14 protein-coding genes are annotated in these 18,599 nt (G+C 44.7%); all 14 read right to left on the bottom strand.

From position 1 onward, the window contains the following. Positions 1-53 precede the first annotated feature (53 nt). Positions 54-1,283 carry a phosphoglycerate dehydrogenase gene (gene serA, locus CBP12_RS01275; protein WP_086962207.1) on the bottom strand — a complete coding sequence of 410 codons (1,230 nt, stop codon included), beginning with the start codon at positions 1,281-1,283 and terminating at the stop codon, positions 54-56. 218 nt (positions 1,284-1,501) lie between these two features. Further along, a complete protein-coding gene (locus CBP12_RS01270; protein WP_086962205.1) occupies positions 1,502-2,212 on the bottom strand; it encodes an SIMPL domain-containing protein in 711 nt (236 codons plus the stop codon). 49 nt (positions 2,213-2,261) lie between these two features. Continuing rightward, on the bottom strand, positions 2,262-2,390 hold the full coding sequence (locus CBP12_RS13805) for a hypothetical protein (RefSeq protein ID WP_269765820.1): 129 nt from the start codon (positions 2,388-2,390) through the stop codon (positions 2,262-2,264). Between the two features lie 12 nt (positions 2,391-2,402). Beyond that, positions 2,403-4,310, bottom strand: coding sequence for an EAL domain-containing protein (locus tag CBP12_RS01265; protein ID WP_086962202.1), 1,908 nt, complete (start codon positions 4,308-4,310; stop codon positions 2,403-2,405). 2 nt (positions 4,311-4,312) lie between these two features. Next, positions 4,313-4,999: a transglutaminase-like cysteine peptidase gene (locus CBP12_RS01260; RefSeq protein WP_232455103.1), complete on the bottom strand. Its 687-nt coding sequence runs from the start codon at positions 4,997-4,999 to the stop codon at positions 4,313-4,315. Further along, the gene (locus CBP12_RS01255; protein WP_086962200.1) at positions 4,999-5,595 is read right to left on the bottom strand and encodes an OmpA family protein; all 597 of its coding nucleotides are present in this window, start codon (positions 5,593-5,595) and stop codon (positions 4,999-5,001) included. The genes CBP12_RS01260 and CBP12_RS01255 overlap by 1 nt, the downstream gene beginning before the upstream one ends. Positions 5,596-5,623: 28 nt before the next feature. Next, on the bottom strand, positions 5,624-6,922 hold the full coding sequence (locus tag CBP12_RS01250) for a TolC family outer membrane protein (protein ID WP_086962198.1): 1,299 nt from the start codon (positions 6,920-6,922) through the stop codon (positions 5,624-5,626). Positions 6,923-6,941: 19 nt separating this feature from the next. Further along, positions 6,942-8,327, bottom strand: coding sequence for an HlyD family type I secretion periplasmic adaptor subunit (locus CBP12_RS01245; RefSeq protein ID WP_086962196.1), 1,386 nt, complete (start codon positions 8,325-8,327; stop codon positions 6,942-6,944). Next, entirely contained in the window at positions 8,320-10,464 is a 2,145-nt protein-coding gene (locus CBP12_RS01240; protein WP_086962194.1) for a type I secretion system permease/ATPase, read from the bottom strand. The genes CBP12_RS01245 and CBP12_RS01240 overlap by 8 nt, the downstream gene beginning before the upstream one ends. Positions 10,465-10,765: 301 nt before the next feature. Beyond that, a complete protein-coding gene (locus tag CBP12_RS01235) occupies positions 10,766-14,605 on the bottom strand; it encodes a retention module-containing protein (protein WP_198341829.1) in 3,840 nt (1,279 codons plus the stop codon). 202 nt (positions 14,606-14,807) lie between these two features. After that, positions 14,808-15,887: a class II fructose-bisphosphate aldolase gene (gene fbaA, locus CBP12_RS01230; RefSeq protein WP_086962189.1), complete on the bottom strand. Its 1,080-nt coding sequence runs from the start codon at positions 15,885-15,887 to the stop codon at positions 14,808-14,810. Between the two features lie 60 nt (positions 15,888-15,947). Then, a complete protein-coding gene (locus tag CBP12_RS01225) occupies positions 15,948-17,111 on the bottom strand; it encodes a phosphoglycerate kinase (RefSeq protein WP_086962187.1) in 1,164 nt (387 codons plus the stop codon). A gap of 45 nt (positions 17,112-17,156) precedes the next feature. Beyond that, entirely contained in the window at positions 17,157-18,176 is a 1,020-nt protein-coding gene (epd, locus tag CBP12_RS01220; protein WP_086962185.1) for an erythrose-4-phosphate dehydrogenase, read from the bottom strand. Between the two features lie 167 nt (positions 18,177-18,343). Then, positions 18,344-18,547, bottom strand: a complete 204-nt coding sequence (locus CBP12_RS01215) for a hypothetical protein (protein ID WP_157420023.1) — start codon at positions 18,545-18,547, stop codon at positions 18,344-18,346. Positions 18,548-18,599 lie beyond the last annotated feature (52 nt).

Raw genomic sequence — 18,599 nt, 5'->3', positions numbered from 1 at the left:
CATATCGGCAATAAAAAAAGGGCCAACAGGCCCCTTTTTAATAAGCTGAGTTATTAATGCACGATACGAGCACGAATGGTACCTTCAATGCTCTTAAGCTTAGTAAGTGCTTGCTCACTTTGTGCAGTTTCCACCTCAATAACCACATAACCAATAGTGGGAGTCGTTTGCAGATACTGAGAGGCAATATTGATATTTTCGGCCGAGAATGCCTGCACTATTTGGCTTAAAATACCGGGCTTGTTGTGGTGAATATGCAGCAAACGGCTGGTATCAGGATGTTCTGGCAACGTCACTTCTGGGAAGTTAACAGCAGATAAAGTAGAGCCATTGTCTGAGTATTTAATCAGCTTGCCTGCCACTTCATAGCCAATATTTTCTTGCGCTTCTTGAGTAGAGCCGCCAATGTGTGGCGTTAAGATCACGTTGTCAAAGTTGCGCAGGGGTGACACAAACTCTTCATCATTTGACTTAGGCTCTACTGGGAATACGTCAATGGCCGCGCCTGCTAAGTGCTTAGTGCGCAATGACTCAGCTAACGCTTCAATATCAACCACAGTACCGCGAGAAGCATTAATTAAAATAGAGCCAGGCTTCATCATGGCAAGCTCAGCGGCGCCAAACATATTTTGAGTTTCTGGCGTTTCAGGCACATGCAAAGACACAACATCAGACTGGCTTAGCAGCTCTTCCAAGTTATAAACCTGCGTGGCATTACCTAAGGATAATTTAGCTTCAATGTCGTAATAAGACACTTGCATACCGATGCTTTCGGCAATAATGCTTAACTGAATACCAATATGGCCATAGCCGATAATACCTAAGCGTTTACCACGAGCTTCAAAAGCATGGGTTGCCGTTTTTTGCCACTCACCGCGGTGCGCTTTCGCGTTACGCTCCGGAATACCACGGAATAATAATAAAATCTCACCCAGCACCAACTCCGCTACACTACGGGTGTTAGAGAAAGGCGCATTAAACACGGGGATACCGCGAATAGCCGCTGCATCTAAGTCAACTTGGTTGGTGCCTATGCAAAAGCAACCAATGGCGACCAGCTTCTCTGCCACATCTAATACCGACTCGGTAATTTGAGTACGAGAGCGTAAACCAACAAAATGCACATCTTTAATGCGCTCTTTTAGTTCTTCATCGGTTAATGAGGTCTTTAAATAGTCGATGTTGCTATAACCGGCATTTTTAAACATCTCAACGGCACCTTTGTGCACGCCTTCAAGCAATAGAATTTTGATTTTATCTTTATCTAAAGAGTAGTGAGCCATGACCTATTCCTTTATAACTGCTGCGTGGGTATCTACTTAAAGTACCAAAAACATGGGGCTGTGGGAATTTATGTTAGCAAAGTCACACTTTTTTCTGCTATCCATATTTTTAAAAATCCCGCTCCTCTTTTCTCGCTCTCACATCCTGCAAGAAAAACTCAACGCACGTGGCTTTTTAAGACAGCCAGCGCTAGCGATTAGCGATAAATGCCAGAGGTTTAATTGAGCAAAAATACCATTTGTACTTGATCGCTAAACTCAATGTCATTTTGCACATAACTGGCATCTCGTTGTTCGCTATCGGCCATTTTTGCATTCATTAAGCCATAAGGGCGAGGAGAAGAGAGACGTTGGGGCTGATAATCAATGCTATACACTTCACCCAGCTTGCGTTGAGCGGCGTCTGCTAATTCTTCAGCCTGTGTTCGGGCATTCATTACGGCGGCGCTGCGCGCTTGCTTTTGTAGCTCAGACGCTTGCTGACTGTCATAGCTGACTTGCTGAATATTCTGAATGCCTTGCTCTAACACGGTGTTGAGGGTGGCGCTTAATTTATCGAGGTCATAGAGGCGCAGCGTAATATGGCGCTCGCCATGATAACCGACCAAAGTTGGACTTTCTTGATCCTTATTATATTGATATTCAGGCCGCGTTATTACACTGGCACTATCAATGTCTTTTTTAGTCAAGCCCAGCGCCGCCAGCTGGCTAAATAAAGCCGCAACTTTAGTATCTACCTCTTCTTTAGCGGCGAGCGCTTCTGGCTTAAGCGCCGTGACCATTAAGCGAATAGTGGCCATGTCGGGCGCGACCTTAATCTCTGATTGTCCTTGAATGACTAAATGAGGCTTATCAGGAAGAGCAAGCGCCCACACACTGCTACTAAACAGCAAGGGTACTAACAAAGAGCTAACAGTAATAATGCGCATAAAAACCTTAATATGAAAATCTTAAGTAAGAGGCGAAGACTCTATTCGTCTAGTTTAAATCAATGTAGTAACCCGAAACAGAGAGCGACTCATGTTTAATAGCTAAAAAGCCATTGTCGCTTAATAACTCACATCGATAAGCGCCTGCTTGATAAACTTCATTAAGCAGACGCATCACAGTTGTGTTCCTTTAAAGCCGATGAGGCGGGCTGATATAGCCTTGATAAGCATCAACATACAGCGTTTTAAGCACATTAACTTGTTCTTTGGTTTCTACTCGGGTGGCAATGGTTTGTGCGCCCATGCTGTGTGCTGCACGACACACAGCCGCTAAGAAGGCATCGTTATAATCAGGCAGCGCCACTTGGCTAGTGTAGCCGTGATCGAGCTTAACGTAATGGGGGCGCAGATCGCCAAACTGAGTTAAGAGATCAAAGTGACGTCCAAAATGATCAATGCCCCACCCTACCCTAAGCTGACTGAGCGGGGTCATTAATGCTCGTTTATTACTGACAAAAGCACTTTCGGGTAGCTCTAATAGCAACTGCGAAGCCGCTGACGCGTACTTGGCCAGCAATAAGTCTAGCTGATGCCAAAAGCTGGCTTGCCCACAACTATAAGCGGTGAGGTTCACGGCTAATTTTACTTGGCTGTTGTCACTAAGATAGCGAAGTGCGCGCTCAATAATATGTAAGTCGAGTTTTTCACCTAACTTAAATTGTTCAACCACCGATAAGAAACTGCCAGCACCATGCACCGCATCTTCTTGATTAATTGCAATATAGAGCTCTTCATGCTGCACATGACCGGCAAAATCCATTACCGCTTGACTGCTTAGCTTAAAATTATCTTCTACTAATGCGTGCTCAACCAGCTTCTTCCACGCCAGTCTGCCTAAGTCGTTCTTTTGTGGCTGATGCTTAATTACCACCGCCCCTTCAGCATTCATGCGAGCTTGGTTAAGCGCATTATCGGCGCGCGTAAGCACTTGGCCAATCGTGTCTTGCTGTTGTAATACACCAGCACCAATAATGGATATATTGTGCGGGCTGACTGGGTTAATCACCAGCCCCGCAATAAAGCGATTTATCTCCTCGCCTAACGCAGTTAACACGGTGGGCTCAAACTCAGGAAGCAAAAGCGCAAACTCGTTAGTAGAAATCCGAGATAAGGCAAAATCGTTATAACGCTGGCAAAGTTGGCGTAAATTCAAAGCTATGGCTTTGACCAAGCTATCACGCGCCGCAAAACCTTCTTCTAGATACAATTGCTCTAACATATCCACGGCCACCAACATTATGGTGCCTTGGCGATGCTCACTAAGCCAAGACTGGCTTTGCGATAAAAAATACTCTCTGTTTCCTAATCCCGACACTTCATCGATAAAAGTTTTATGGCGTAAGCGTTCGGCTTCATCGGCTTGTTCTTTAAATTGCAGCTCAAGTTTTTGGCTCATCGAGTTAATGGCTTTCACCACTTCTCTTAGCTCGCGAGTGCTGGGTAGCGCTATTGCTTTACCAAAATGATGCTGTTCAATCTCTCGGGCATGATGTTCAATATCATGCAGTGGCTTTAGTAAATAGCGCATTGCTAGTACTAATAGCGCCCACACCAGTACAAAACACATCACAAACCAAAATGCTAACTGGCTCATGCCTTGCCATAACTGGTAATACGCTTGGCTGGGGTGTCCTTCAACTGACAACTCACCTAACTGCAGCCAACCCGACGTGAGCACCACTTCACTTTTCGCACCTTCAAATAAGTCTAAATCAATAAACCATTGCGGCACGCTCGGCAGAAAAATTTCATGTTCACGGCTGATCTCTTTATCTACCGCTAATAGCTTAAGATCGACTTTGCGATAAAACCCACCATCAAATACCGCATTAATCACCGACTCTGCGCCGACAATATCGCTCGTTTCTAAATACGGCGTTAGCGCCAAGCCCAAAGAGGTCACCGTATTAATGACAGTGGTTTCTTGTTGCTGAGCCAAATAGCTTCTCGTGGAGCTAAATTGCACCGAATAGGCGGTGACAAATAACAGCACAAACAATAACAACATGGTAACGACGAGTTGTCGGTATAGAGTCATAATTAACGATCCAAGTTGATGCGAGGTTTCTGTAGTCGATTAACATCCCAACGACCACGTAAATCATTCCAAAGTGACAACCGAGATGCTTTCCCTGCCAGCTCACCTCGACCTCGTTCGCGCATTAGCCAAAGATGTTGGCCATTGAAACTGTAAATTGGCGCCAAATCGCTGCGCTCTGTTGCTAGGCGAATCGAGCCTTCTAAATTATCTAAAATATAAGGGACTGCAGCGGGTGTTGGGTAATACGCCACTACCATATGAAATTGGTTTAAAGTCAGTGCTTTAACATACACCATACGTAACTTGTCATCTGCAATGCCCAATTCACGTAAAGTAAAATATTTGGCTAAGCTAAAGTCTTCGCAATCGCCGCCGCCGGCGCCTAAAAACTCTAACGGCGTCGCCCAGTAATCTTCTTTTCCCCACAATTTAATGTCATCAATAAATCGTAGTCGATTAAAAAAAATATTTACTCGCGATAAAATCTCACGCTCACTGACGGTCTGAGACTGAATGTTATTCACCATAGAGCGCCAGCTTTGCGTACGTTTAGCAGCGGTAGCACCATAATATTGCTGCACCGCTGCTATCATGCGCTTATCTTCTTCTAGCAAAGATTGTGCTGCTACGCCCAGTACTAAGGCCGCCAGCAAAATACCGCTAACAAAAGATAAGATTTTTTTCATTAGTCTTTAGTCTGTCCCATGTCATACACATTCCAGCGCAAGCCCACCGAATGCTGTTGGGTCGCCAAAGCGCCCACTACCCGACGATTGGCTGCAGCCGCATTTTCACCAGCTGCCATCAATACCGGTTGTGTGCTGCCATAGCCAATGACTTCTAAACGCGCTTCACTGACTCCCGCTTTTATTAAAGCATTTTTAACTGCTTCAGCGCGGCGCTTAGACAAAGCTAAGTTATATTCTTGAGTCCCCACTTGGCTAGCATGTCCTTCTAACAAAAGCTTTAGCTTAGGGTTGTCGTTCATAAAGTTTGCCATGTGCGAGATCTCGCTTTGATACTGAGCAGAGATCACCGCGCTATCATGAGCAAATAATACGATGATATCTTGATTTAGCGTAACGGTTGACGCATCACCACAACCGTCATTATCAACTTCAGCATTCGCAACTGAGTCTAGGCAATTATCTCGCGCCGTGATCACCCCATCTCTGTCTTGATCCGTTAGATCATAAGCGGCCGGCGTTTCTTTAAATGACTCACTGGTTAAGCTACAGGCCGTCAGTGGTAATAATAAAGCCAACATCATCCATATTTTCATTTTATCTCTCCATTAATAAAGCAATTATTTACCACTGTTCAGGACGTGTGAAACGCAGTGCATCCAGCAATTGACCGGAGGCATTCATAATTCGGTATTCGGCGGCCAGTTGATCATATTCTGCATCAATATAAGAACGACGAGCTTCAAATAATTCATTTTCGGTATTTAGCACGTCCAATAAAGTACGATCCCCTAAAGAAAACTGCTTCTTATAGGCATCTACTGTGCTAAAGCTCGACTCTACGTGCTCGCGCAGAAAGTCTTTTTGCTTACCTAAGGATTCATAGGCGGCCCATGCTAAGCGCATTCCTTCATCGACTTCACGATAGGCATTCATATTAATATCTTTAGCTTGCATCTCTAGTGCCGAAGTTGAGCGACTGCGTGCCACATCTGCCCCACCACTAAATAAGTTATAACGCATACGAACCATGGCCGAATAATCATTATTATGGCCGCGCACGCCATCAATATTATCGTCCCAGTTGCTGCCAAGCTCTACATGCACTTTAGGGTAGAAGCCCGACTTTGCATCTCTGTGCTGCTGATGAGCAGCATCTACATCAAAAGCGGCAGAGGTTAAAATAGGGTGGTTTTCATTTGCCTTAGCCAGAGCATCATCTAAGGTGGCAGGAATAAAATTGGCATCGGCTTTGGGTTGGCGCAAATCGCTCGGCACTTCGTTCACCAACGTAATAAATTGGCTTTGAGCATCACGTAAATTATTTTCAGCCGCCGTCATATTAGAATATGCACGAGCCACTCGGCCTTGTATTTGGTTAAAGTCGGCCGTTGAACCTACGCCCGAGTCGGTGCGCCGGCGAATATCGGAGGATATTTGCTCATGGGTTTCTAGATTACGCCGAGATAACTCCACAATTTCATCATTACGCAACACATTTAAATAAACTTCCGCCACTCTTAGCGCAATGTTTTCCGCGTTAGATAACAACGCAAAACGCTGCGCCTGCGCTTCGGCATCGGTACGAGCAACATTACTCGAGGTTTTAAAACCATCAAAAATAAGCTGGCGCAAAGATAAACCTAACTCACGACGCGTTAACTCTTCTGAGTCACCATTTGGTACTCGTGTAGAGGGGCTACTGGTATATTCATAACCAATACCCGCATTGGCATCTAAGGTAGGATAATAACCCGCGCGCGCCTCATCGTTTTCATATTGGCGAACTTGGTACAAATGAAACGCTTCTTTTACCTTAGGATGGGTCATTAAGGTTTTAGTTACCGCTTCTTCTAGCGTTTGAGCCTGTACTGGTAATATCAGTGCCGCCCCAATTAGTATTGAAATTGTGCTTTTTTTCATTGTTATACTCCCTGTTTAATTAACGCTCTCGTAAAGCGCCTTGTTTTGCTCTTAATAACGGCTTAAGAAGATAATCTAATACAGTTTTTTTACCCGTAATAACATCTACTCCCGCTTGCATCCCTGACATTATTCGCAAAGGGGCGTCTTCACTGCCTAAAAAGCTTTCCTGAGTTCGCACAGTGGCAATAAAAAAAGTATTGCCTTTATCATCTTGAATCGAGTCAGCACTGATCTTTTCTACTTCTCCCACCAGACCACCATAAATAGTAAAGTCATAAGCGGTAAATTTAACTAATGCCGGTAAGCCGGGACGCAAAAAGCCAATGTCTTTTGGCTCCACCCGCGCTTCAATCAATAACGTATCTTCTAGGGGAACAATTTCTACTAAGTCCATTCCTGGCTGAACTATACCGCCTACCGTATTAACACTCAGTGTTTTAATAATCCCTTTAACCGGAGAAATAACCGAGGTTCGTCTTACTTTATCTTGTAATCCTACTTCACCTTGTTGTAATTGCATCAAGCGATTTCGCTTTTCATTAAGCTCGCGCTGGGCATCGGAGCGAAAGGTGAGGGCAACTTCTTTACGTTTAAAAATATTTTCTCTTAATGAGGCATCCAGCTTAGGTAACATTAGCCGAGTAGACTCTAATTCGCCTTGCATTTGGTTTAATTGACGCTCAAGTCGCAATATCTCCACTTGCGGCACTATGCCCTCTTTGGCTAAAGGACGGCTCATATTCACTTCTTGTGCCGCCAACGCCGTACCACGTTGTAAGGTTTTTATTTTAGAATTGGTTTCAATAATTTCTTGTTCACGTTGTTCTATCTGATTACCAAATATCGCTAATTGGTTATTAATAAAACTAATACGCTCCGCATACAATGAGCTTTGAAATTCCGGCTGGCCTGGATATTTTTCTTGAAAGCCTTCCGGAAAGTCTAAGATACCTAAGGTTACTTTTACTCTTTCTCGCCACGCTAAATTAGGCTCATCACTAATAGTTATAGAGGCTACTTCTGTTTTTAAGCGGCGCACATCCCCTTGTAAGCCCGCTATTTCTTGCTCTCGCTCGCGTAAGTCTGATAAAAACCGCGTGTCATCAATTAATAATAACTCTTGGCCTTTTTCAACATGCTGACCTTCACGCACATAGAGACTGCGAACAATGCCACCTTCTAAGTTAGAAACCACTTGTATTTGGCTAGAGGGAATAACTTTACCCATGCCAGAGGTGACTTCTTCTAATTCAGCAAACCAAGCCCAAATGATCGCCACCAACACAAACACAAAAATGGCCCATAACAGCGCTTTGCCGGCTTTAGGCGTAGTTAACAACACGGCGGCGGCGGTATCGTTAGTGTAATCAATTAATTCAGGCGCTACCTTTTTTTTAGCCATTAGATGCCTCCTGAACCCGCACTTTACCTACTTTTAATTGTTGTAATACTTGGCCTTTAGGGCCATCGGCCACTATTTTCCCTTGCTCTAGTACAATAACTCTATCTACCACCTCCAACATGGAAGTGCGATGAGTTACTAATAATAAGGTTTGTTTAGCCGATAATTTCAGTAACTCTTCTTTAATATAAAGCTCAGAGCGGTTATCCATATTGGAAGTGGGCTCATCAAACATCAAGACTGCGGGTTCATTAAGCAGCGCCCTAGCAATGGCAATGGCTTGGCGCTGTCCGCCCGATAATTGTCGCCCTCCTTCACCCACTTGTTTATCTAAGCCATTTGGATCTTGGTTAGTGAATAAAGTGACTCCAGCGCGTTGTGCCGCTCTTAATACTTGGTTTTCATCTGCGAGTGGATTAGCAATAACGATATTATCGCGAATAGAGCCATAAAAAAGCGTTACATCTTGTGGCACACAGCCAATATTAGCGCGCAGTGCGGCTGGCTGTAATTGTTCGATATCGATGCCATCAATGCGCAAGCTGCCACCTGTGGGCCGATATAAACCCACCATTAATCGCTCTAGGGTAGTTTTCCCTGAGCCAATACGGCCAATAATGGCGACTTTTTCACCGGCTTTAATATTAAGGTTAATATTCGTTAGCACATCATGTTCGGTATGGGGGTAGCGAAAACTTAAGTCGGTAAATAAAATATCGCCTTTAAAGTGAGGGTGATGCACAAAGCGCCGCCCCACGGCGTGCTCTTCAGGAGAAGCCATAATTTCTTCTAAAATAGTCATGGCCGAGCGCGCTTGATTATAACGGGTGGATAACACAGCGACTTGCACTATGGGGCTAATCGCGCGACCACTTAACATGACCGCCGCAATTAAGCCGCCCATCGATAAGTCTCCGGCAGCAATTAAATAGACACCGAGAATAATTAACGCGATCGTAGAAAACTGCATGGTGACCGCTGCAAGCGTTGATACGGAATTGGTAATACGGCGCGTCTTCATGCCCCACTGCGCGATATGACTAACCGCTTGCTCCCACCGATGCTGAAAGGTGCCTTGTGCACCAAATAACTTAATGGTTTCTAATCCGGCGATTCCTTCTACTAAATTGGCATTTTTTTGGGAGGCTAATCGTGAGCCCTCTTCAATACTGCGTCTCAATTGCCCTTGTACCGCTAGGCTCACTAGTAGTAATAACAAAATAGCCATAATTGGCACCCACACCATGGCGCCCGCAAATACCCAAATAATAAACAGAAACAGGATGGCAAAGGGGATATCCACTAACGTGGTCACAGTTGCAGAAGTAAGAAAATCTCTGACTGACTCAAATTCTTGTAAATGTTTAGCAAAGGCTCCGGTCGAGGGTGGACGCGCTTCCATGCGCATGCCCATGACTTTAGAAAATATTTGTGCCGATAATAATACATCGGCTTTTTTACCCGCTATATCAATAAAATGACTGCGGAGCATGCGTAATATAAAGTCAAAAATAAAAACGATAGTGGCGCCAATGGCCAGCACCCATAAGGAGTCAAAAGCTAAATTGGGGACGATTTTGTCATAGACGTTCATCGTAAATAGCGGGGTGGTGAGCGCAAATAAGTTAATTAGCAAAGAGCCAATTAAGACGTCGCGATAGATGTAGGTAGAGCCACGCAAGGTGCCCCAAAACCAATGCCCTTCCTGAGTTTTTAATACCTTAGGCGAGCGGGCATCGTAGCGAAATTTAGGCTTAGTAAAAATAACATGGCCGCTAAAGCTGGGCGCTAATTTATCTAGCGCTAACCATTGCTCACCCTCACCTGTGGTGGGCAATAGCAGGCGAGCACGTTGTTGCTTAGCATCTATTTCTAATAACACACCTGCACTGCCATCATTAAATAATAATATGCAAGGTAGTAATAAGTCTGAAATATCTGCTAGGGCATAATCAGCATGATGAGCAGAAAGCTCGGCACGCTCGGCAGCGCGAGAAAATAATAATGGCGTTAATTTACCGTCAGCTAAAGGCAAGCCATTAATTAAGGCTTCACCTTGATAGGGATGACCGTAAAATTTAGTTAAAAAAACCAAGCTTTGCAGCAAGGGATCTAGCCCCGACTGTGCTTCCTTCATGTGCGTCTGCCCTTGTTAGTATCAAATGAAGCTATTCCTTTAACCACATTGTACCTAATAGTCACTAATTAAGTAGCGATATATCATGGCATAGCGATATTTTATTACAGCATCTGCAAAATTAGGCTGTATTAGCCACACTTACAACCCCAACTCGCTTTTGTGTCGCAATAAGCTACTTAAATTTATATTTTTAGCATTTTATATTAAACATCAGCTATTAAAAAAGCACTGCTAGCAATTAACAGTGCTTTTTGCTGTATTTAAAAGCTTAAATACTCTTTACGCGACAAACTAACCATTAAGGTGTGGGATTAAGTAACTCTGCTGTTAATATTTGCTCCAAGATGTCTGCACTGTGGTTCATCTCTGCCATAGGAGCGCTCAACTCAGCACTACCATTACTGCTTGCGACTAACAACGAATTGTTCTGCGCTTGCTCTGCAGCCGGTAAGTACTCATCTAGAACATCATTTACGTCAAGCCAAATATCACTGAAATCAATTTCATTAAACTCAACATTATTAATAAAACTTACCGCTTCTGGCTGAGAAGCAGACTCCTCATCGATGGAGTGAGTAAAAAGCATTTCATCTTCATCAAACAAGAGTGACACTGGCGCGGGTTGAGTATTTGAAGAAATAATTACTTCGTCAGAAGTCACTATCTCGCCCAAATTATCACCAGCACTATCTTGGACCGTTGCACTGACTTTAACCGTCGGCTCACCCTTAACTTCAGTGGTAATAACAGTGACGCCTACAATATTAACTTTACCTTGTCCGTCAACCGTTACTTTGTAGTCCTTATTATCTGCAAGCGGCAGTTCCCAACTGTAAAAACCTTCATCGTCCGCTGTATCACTTGGTGTACCATGAGAAAGTTGCACGCCCTCTTCAAGCTTAACGACGATAGAAGTAATCTTCTCTGAGCCATCTGTGTCTGTAGGATAGGCTGCAATATCTAAAGGATAAACTTTATTTCCTAAGGTACTAAATTCTATATCATGGATCAGATAGTCATTATCACCGCCAGAAATATTTTCTTTTGGAGAAGTAAAGTCTATTCGGCCAATATAATTCTCACCCTCAGCAGCAATCACTATCGCATCATCAATAACATCGGTTTTGCCTATCACGGTATAGGTGTTTAATTTATTACCTGAGGTATCGTAGGTCGTATATTCTGCCTTCTCTACTTTATGTAACCAAGACAACCTTATTGCCAAATTGGTTACTGGCTCCTTAAATAGGATTTCTATTCTTTCGCCAAACGCAATTTCTCTTTCATCACCCGTATTACCTTTGGCTTTACCTGCAACACCAAAACCATTAACACCTTTAGCAGCGCTGCCATAATCAACCTGAGATATGTCTCCGACTACTCCGTCCGAATTGTATGCCTTAACTGTAAAGCCTAGCCCAGTTTTAACAGCGTTATTAATATCAATAGTTTGTGTTTGAGGGGTTAAGGTCCAAGAGTTTAAAGTTACTTCAACCACCGGCTTATCTGTTACTGGTAACACATCAATAGCTTGTGTTGCCTCTGATGTATTCCCTGCATTGTCTACCGCTTGATAATTAAAAGAAGTATTGCCGCTCCAGTCTTCCTTAGGCTCGAAGGTGATTAGACTGTTAGGACCAACGATAAGACCGCCAGCCTCAATTTGATTAACAGGCTCACCATTAACAACTAGCACACCATTGTCGGGCAGACTCGTGATCAGAATATGTTTTAGACCCGTTCCCGCATCAGAGGCTGCTAAATTAATAACTATCTCACTTGTTTCATTAGGGTTAGTGATATCTGAGACTAAATCCTCATAACCACTGGCAGCTTTACTCTGAATGATGGGCGATTCTGTGTCTACGGTATAAACGCGTTCAGCCGTGGCTTCTTTAGAACCGAAATAGTCAGTAGTAGTCACGGTGGCATTAACCTTAGAATCTTCCATCAAGTCAGTACCTGATACGCTTACCCCCCAAGTCACACCATCATTTTCCACTTTAGTAGTATATGTTGTACCGCCCACTACCACGGTCACGGTGTCACCCGCTTCAACGTCCTTGCCAACAGTCCCGGTTATCATGACCTCAGCACCGGCTTCGACAGAATTCACTACGTCATCACCGGCAATAACATCTATGCTAATACTGGCTTGTTTCTCATCAACAATATTGCCAGCACTAGTAGCATCTAGATTTCCCGTCAGCTGTGCGCCATTGGCATTCTCACCACTCAAAGTGGCATTGAGCGTTAATTCTTCTACGCCTTCGTAAATTCCATCTTTAATAGTAGGCACTGAGATAATAATACCGTCAGTAACCCCCTTAGGTATGGTGACACTATAGCTACCATCGGCGTGTACCACTATCGGGCCATGAGCCACACCATTAATAGTAATACTCGGAGTATCGATATCCGCTAACCCTGCTTTGCCCTCGCTTTGGCCATTCACAAAGTTAAAGTGTAAAACAGTATCACTATCGACAGCAGCATCGAGCGCCACCGCAAACTCAAGATTATCGCCTTCTAATGCAATAGCAGAATTTGTAATTGTTAATCCGGTTTCAACGGTTTTATCTAGTGCTGCTGCTGTATCATCACTGGTAGCAGATGCTGGAGGAGGCGTAATGCCATTCACTGCTTGCCCTTGCGCCACCGCAGTTACTACCACGGTAGGCGGGTTATCGTTAGGCATGGTAAGGGTGATACCGGTTATCGTGACACTACCATCGGCGCCGATATTAACTTGATAATCACCGTCATTGACTAATGGAAGCGTCCAGTTATCGGTACCTGGAATGTTTGTGCCATGAGATAAACTAGCGCCAGCGGGCACGGCAAGTACGACACTAGTAATCGATTCTGAACCATCAGTTTGGCCAGGTGCCGCACTAATATTAAGTTCATAGTCATAGTCGGCAGTTTTAAAAGTGATTTCATGAATTAAAAAATCACTGCGGTAATCTTCGATTTGTTTAACGGTTTTACCATCATAGGTATCGCCCGGTATTGCTGGCGTAAAATCTATGCTTTTAATCGCCGAACCATCTGCCGCTTTAATGGTAAAACGAGGATCAACAACATCGGTAATACCATGAAGCATGCCTTTTTCTTTGCTGCCATCCGCCTTGGTGATGGTATATTTTGCATACTCGAAATCTCGTAACCAAGAAAATTGCGCCGTCATCTCACTGACAGGATTATCAAAAGTCACAGTTAATGTTTGATCAGGCGTTATTTCTTCTGGGCTAGAAGTGTCAGATTTCCCAGCATCTGCTTTACCTAGTGGTTGACCCGATACGCCAAAACCACTCACGGTAGGATAGCCTACGCCTGTAGCTTCTCCGGGTGATACCACCGAGATAGAAGGCCTATCATTAGGCTCAAAAGAGGTTTTTTCTTTATTGCGTCCCGTAATAGTAAAACCCGCGTCAGTATCCCTAATAGTGCCATCATTATCTTCAACCACTGACTGATGATTAATCTTGGCCACGCCACGCGTGGCTGAGCCAATCTTAATCGTCACATTGGGCGTTAAAGTAACTGGATTTGGCGCAGGTTCGCCTGTATCAGGTGTGGGTGTGGGTGTAGGTAGTGAGCCATCTTCACTAGGGGCATTAGCTGCTAATAAGATATCGCCCGGGATTTGCGGAACGTCATCAAAAGCTAAGGGTGTAACAGCGGTATCAAAGCCCGCTTCGGCAATTCTCTCATCGCCTATTCTGGCAATGGTAACAAAACCGCCATTGCCACTGCCCTCACCATCAGGGCCTGCTGGCAAGGCGCCCGCTCCCGGAATACCTGCGGCAGCCGCTTCAAACGCTTGGGTCGGGTCAAGACCTTCTAAAATGGCCGCTTGCAGCGCAGCAATTTCATCACCACCGGCATCGAGCACCGCAGGCGCATTATCAGCAGACTCCGTTAAAGGCTCGCTCGGGATTTCTGTCATGCTGTCTTCAGGCAAGGTTAAGCGAAAATCAGGACCTTCTGCTATTACTTGCGAGTTAGCCTCAGTCATAATAATAGTGCCGGATAAAAGCTCATCACCTTCTTGCAAGGCTACTTTCTCACCATCTTCACGTATTAGGTAGGCATTACCTGTTAGCTCGGTTACCGTTGCTCGTACTTGTTCCATGGCTTTTTCTCCCGTCACTATTATTATTAATTTTTTATCGCTCACTATTATAATAACGGTAAGACTCAAGGACATCTATTAGCATTAATCGACAGTACGCCACCCTTAACAGCCGCGATCATTCTATTTAATAGAAACGTTCTATTTATTTTAGATAAAAAAATACCGGCTTAACGCCGGTATTTTTAATCATAAAAGTTAATTAAAGTACATTAATCGCATTTAATTCACTAAATGCCTGCTCTAAGCGCGCTATCATCTTGTTTTGCCCTTCGCGTAACCAAACGCGTGGATCATAGTATTTTTTATTCGGCTTATCGTCGCCTTCTGGGTTACCAATTTGCGCTTGCAAATAATCTTGCTTAGCTTTGTAGTAATCCATCACTCCCACCCAAGTGGCCCATTGGGTGTCAGTATCAATGTTCATTTTGATCACGCCATAGCCAATAGACTCTTTAATTTCCTCAGCTGACGAGCCTGAGCCGCCGTGAAATACAAAGTCTAGAGACTTAGCAGGTAAGCCAAATTTTTCAGACACATACTTTTGTGAATTATCTAAAATTTTAGGCGTTAGCTTCACGTTACCCGGCTTATAAACACCGTGTACGTTGCCAAAAGAGGCCGCTATGGTAAACATATCGCTAATAGCGCTCAGCTTCTCATAGGCATACGCCACATCTTCAGGCTGGGTATACAATAAAGAGCTGTCCATGCCGGTGTTGTCTACGCCGTCTTCTTCGCCACCCGTACAACCTAGCTCAATTTCGAGCGTCATACCGATTTTGCTCATGCGCGCTAAATACTGGCCACAAATTTCGATATTTTCTTCTAAGCTCTCTTCAGAAAGATCGATCATGTGTGAGCTAAATAAAGGTTTACCCGTTTGGGCATAATGCTTTTCACCTGCCTCTAATAAGCCATCAATCCAAGGCAGCAACTTTTTAGCCGCGTGATCGGTGTGCAAAATAACGGGGATGCCATAAGCTTCAGCTACCGCATGAACATGATGGGCACCTGAAATAGCGCCTAAAATCGCCGCCTCTTGACCTTCTAGCTTTAAGCCTTTACCCGCAAAAAAAGCAGCACCGCCATTAGAAAATTGGATAACTACCGGCGCTTTGACTTTAGCCGCAGCTTCTAATACGGCGTTTACCGAGTCACTGCCCACTACGTTTACTGCAGGCAAAGCAAACTCTTGCTCTTTAGCAATGGCAAAGATTTTTTGCATATCATGGCCGCACACGACACCAGGTTTAACTACATCTAATATTTTCTGAGACATTACTTGCTCCTCTCTAAAACACCAACGGTGGCGATGCCACCGAAATAAATTTTTATAAGATTAACCGTTTGCTCTTTGCTCTAGCATGGCGACCGCTGGCAGAGTTTTACCTTCAACAAATTCTAAAAAGGCGCCGCCACCGGTAGAAATATAAGAGATTTTTTCTTTAATACCGAATAAGTCAATGGCCGCTAAGGTATCGCCACCGCCGGCAATAGAAAAGGCATCACTATCAGCAATCGCCTGGGCAATGATTTCGGTACCACGGCGAAAGTTTTCAAATTCAAATACCCCTACCGGACCATTCCAAATAATGGTTTTGGCATTTTTTAATACTTCTGCCAAGGCATAGGCTGACTCATCACCTAAGTCTAAAATTTGTTCGTTATCTTGTACTTCAGACACATTTTTAACTGTGGCTTGCGCGCTGTCAGAAAATTCGGTCGCGGTGCGTACATCGCTAGGCAGGGCAATGGCACACTTTGCCATTAAGCGCTGTGCTTCGGGTATTAGGTCTTGTTCATGTAAAGACTTACCCACATTATGCCCAGCTGCCGCCACAAAAGTGTTAGAAATGCCGCCACCTACAATTAAGTGATCGGCAATGTTAGACAGTGATTCTAACACAGTCAGCTTAGTTGAGACTTTAGAGCCCCCTACCACGGCCACTAACGGGCGCGCTGGGTTGTCTAATGCCTTAGCCAGCGCCGAAAGCTCAGCCGATAATAAAGGCCCCGCACAAGCAGTAGCAGCAAATTTAGCCACGCCGTGGGTAGAGGCTTGAGCACGGTGTGCCGTGCCAAAGGCGTCCATTACAAACACATCGCATAAATTGGCGTATTGGCGCGCCAATGTCTCATCGTCTTGTTTCTCACCGACGTTAAAACGCACGTTTTCTAATACTACTACTTCATTTTCAGCCAGCGCTAAGCCATCGAGGTAATCAGTGGCTAAGCGCACCGGCACCGTGAGTGCTTTTTGTAAGTAATCCACCACCGGTTGTAATGAAAACTCAGCATCGTACTCACCTTCAGTGGGGCGACCTAAATGTGAAGTCACCATGACCTTGGCCCCTTGGGCGAGTGCCATCTTAATGGTGGGTAAAGAAGCTAAAATTCGTGCATCTGAGGTTACTTTGCCCTCTTTCACTGGCACATTTAAGTCAGCACGGATCAATACTCGTTGGTTAGCCAAGTCGAGCTCAGTCATATTTTTTACAGACATCAAAGCGTCCTTATTAAGCAGTTAAGGTTTAAATGAGTTAAGAAATTAGGCGCGGGTTGCGGGCTGAAACCAAGCCAAAGAAGTATCTAGCATACGATTAGCAAAACCCCATTCATTATCGCACCACATCAACATCTTGATTAAGTTAGCGTCACTGACACGAGTTTGAGTCCCATCGATAATTGAGGAATGGGCGTCATGATTAAAATCGACCGAGACCAAGGGCTCTTCGGTATAACCTAAAATACCGGCTAATGAGCCATGAGCGGCGTCGCGCAAAACTTGGTTAACCGCCTCTACCGTAGCCTTGTGCTCTACCAAGATACTTAAATCCATAGCGGTGACATTAATAGTGGGAACGCGCACCGCAATGGCCTCAAATTTTCCGGCAAAATGCGGCAAAATTCGCTCCACGCCTTTGGCAAGCTTGGTATCTACGGGGATAATCGATTGGCTGGCCGCGCGAGTTCGGCGCAGATCCGGATGATAAGCGTCAATCACCTGCTGATCATTCATCGCCGAGTGAATGGTAGTGATATTGCCACATTTAATATTAAACACGCGATGCAAGGTTTCTATCACCGGCACCACACAGTTGGTGGTACAAGAAGCATTAGACACCATGGTCTCTTGGCCTGTTAACTGCTGATGGTTAACGCCATAAACGATGGTGGCATCCAAGTCATTATCACCGGGATGAGAAAATAGCACCTTTTTTGCACCGGCATCTAAATGGCGCTGTGCATCGACGCGACTTGATAATACCCCCGTGCACTCTAGCACTAAGTCTACGTCCAGCTCACGCCAAGGCAGATTGGCAGGATCGGCTTCATGGCATAGGCGAATCACATCACCCGCTATTTCTAAGGCATCCGGTAATAAAGTAACCTGCTCACCAAAGCGCCCATGACTGGAGTCATAGCGAGTTAAGTGAGCCATAGCGTCGGGTTGTGCTAACTCGTTAATCGCCACGATTTTTATGTGTGACTGAAGGCCACGCTCATAATAAGCCCGCAATATACTGCGGCCAATACGACCATAGCCATTAATGGCAACTCGGATCATGTCATCGGATTCCTGCTGAGCTAAAGTGCGACAAATCAATGACGGGTGTCAGATTTAGGACTCAAGTTTAACGGGGATTGAAGATAAGGGGAATGGCTGTAACAAAAGGCAGACACTAAAAACCGCCACCCAGCTACATTAGCAGCTGGGTTTAGGTCTATAAAAAGCTAGATTATTCGTTGCTCAAAGCCCAAGGACATGGGCGTTGCAAGCGGCTCACCATGTTGTTGTAACTGGTTAAGGAGCTCAGCTGGATACGTATCATCCGCACTCCACATACAAGGTTCAGCCGTAAGCACTCTGGAGCTAAGAGGTGAAAGATGGGCGCCAACCTGTGGCGCAACTGGGCGTGCAACTGCATTATATTCCATTATATTCGCCTCCTCATTACAAATAAAAGCATATTTAGCGCCTGTCATTGGG

Origin of the sequence: Oceanisphaera avium (assembly GCF_002157875.1) — a bacterium.
Lineage (GTDB): Bacteria > Pseudomonadota > Gammaproteobacteria > Enterobacterales > Aeromonadaceae > Oceanimonas > Oceanimonas avium.
The sequence above is the reverse complement of the archived record's forward strand: the minus strand, read 5'-3'. Positions and strand labels throughout refer to the sequence as shown.

What these genes read in the sequence shown, in the direction of transcription:
- CBP12_RS01225 (WP_086962187.1), bottom strand. Translation starts at nt 17,111, where the DNA reads ATGTCTGTAAAAAATATGACTGAGCTCGACTTGGCTAACCAACGAGTA.
- epd (WP_086962185.1), bottom strand. Translation starts at nt 18,176, where the DNA reads ATGATCCGAGTTGCCATTAATGGCTATGGTCGTATTGGCCGCAGTATA.
- CBP12_RS01240 (WP_086962194.1), bottom strand. Translation starts at nt 10,464, where the DNA reads ATGAAGGAAGCACAGTCGGGGCTAGATCCCTTGCTGCAAAGCTTGGTT.
- fbaA (WP_086962189.1), bottom strand. Translation starts at nt 15,887, where the DNA reads ATGTCTCAGAAAATATTAGATGTAGTTAAACCTGGTGTCGTGTGCGGC.
- CBP12_RS01270 (WP_086962205.1), bottom strand. Translation starts at nt 2,212, where the DNA reads ATGCGCATTATTACTGTTAGCTCTTTGTTAGTACCCTTGCTGTTTAGT.
- CBP12_RS01260 (WP_232455103.1), bottom strand. Translation starts at nt 4,999, where the DNA reads ATGAAAAAAATCTTATCTTTTGTTAGCGGTATTTTGCTGGCGGCCTTA.
- CBP12_RS01255 (WP_086962200.1), bottom strand. Translation starts at nt 5,595, where the DNA reads ATGAAAATATGGATGATGTTGGCTTTATTATTACCACTGACGGCCTGT.
- CBP12_RS01265 (WP_086962202.1), bottom strand. Translation starts at nt 4,310, where the DNA reads ATGACTCTATACCGACAACTCGTCGTTACCATGTTGTTATTGTTTGTG.
- CBP12_RS01250 (WP_086962198.1), bottom strand. Translation starts at nt 6,922, where the DNA reads ATGAAAAAAAGCACAATTTCAATACTAATTGGGGCGGCACTGATATTA.
- CBP12_RS01215 (WP_157420023.1), bottom strand. Translation starts at nt 18,547, where the DNA reads ATGGAATATAATGCAGTTGCACGCCCAGTTGCGCCACAGGTTGGCGCC.
- serA (WP_086962207.1), bottom strand. Translation starts at nt 1,283, where the DNA reads ATGGCTCACTACTCTTTAGATAAAGATAAAATCAAAATTCTATTGCTT.
- CBP12_RS01245 (WP_086962196.1), bottom strand. Translation starts at nt 8,327, where the DNA reads ATGGCTAAAAAAAAGGTAGCGCCTGAATTAATTGATTACACTAACGAT.
- CBP12_RS01235 (WP_198341829.1), bottom strand. Translation starts at nt 14,605, where the DNA reads ATGGAACAAGTACGAGCAACGGTAACCGAGCTAACAGGTAATGCCTAC.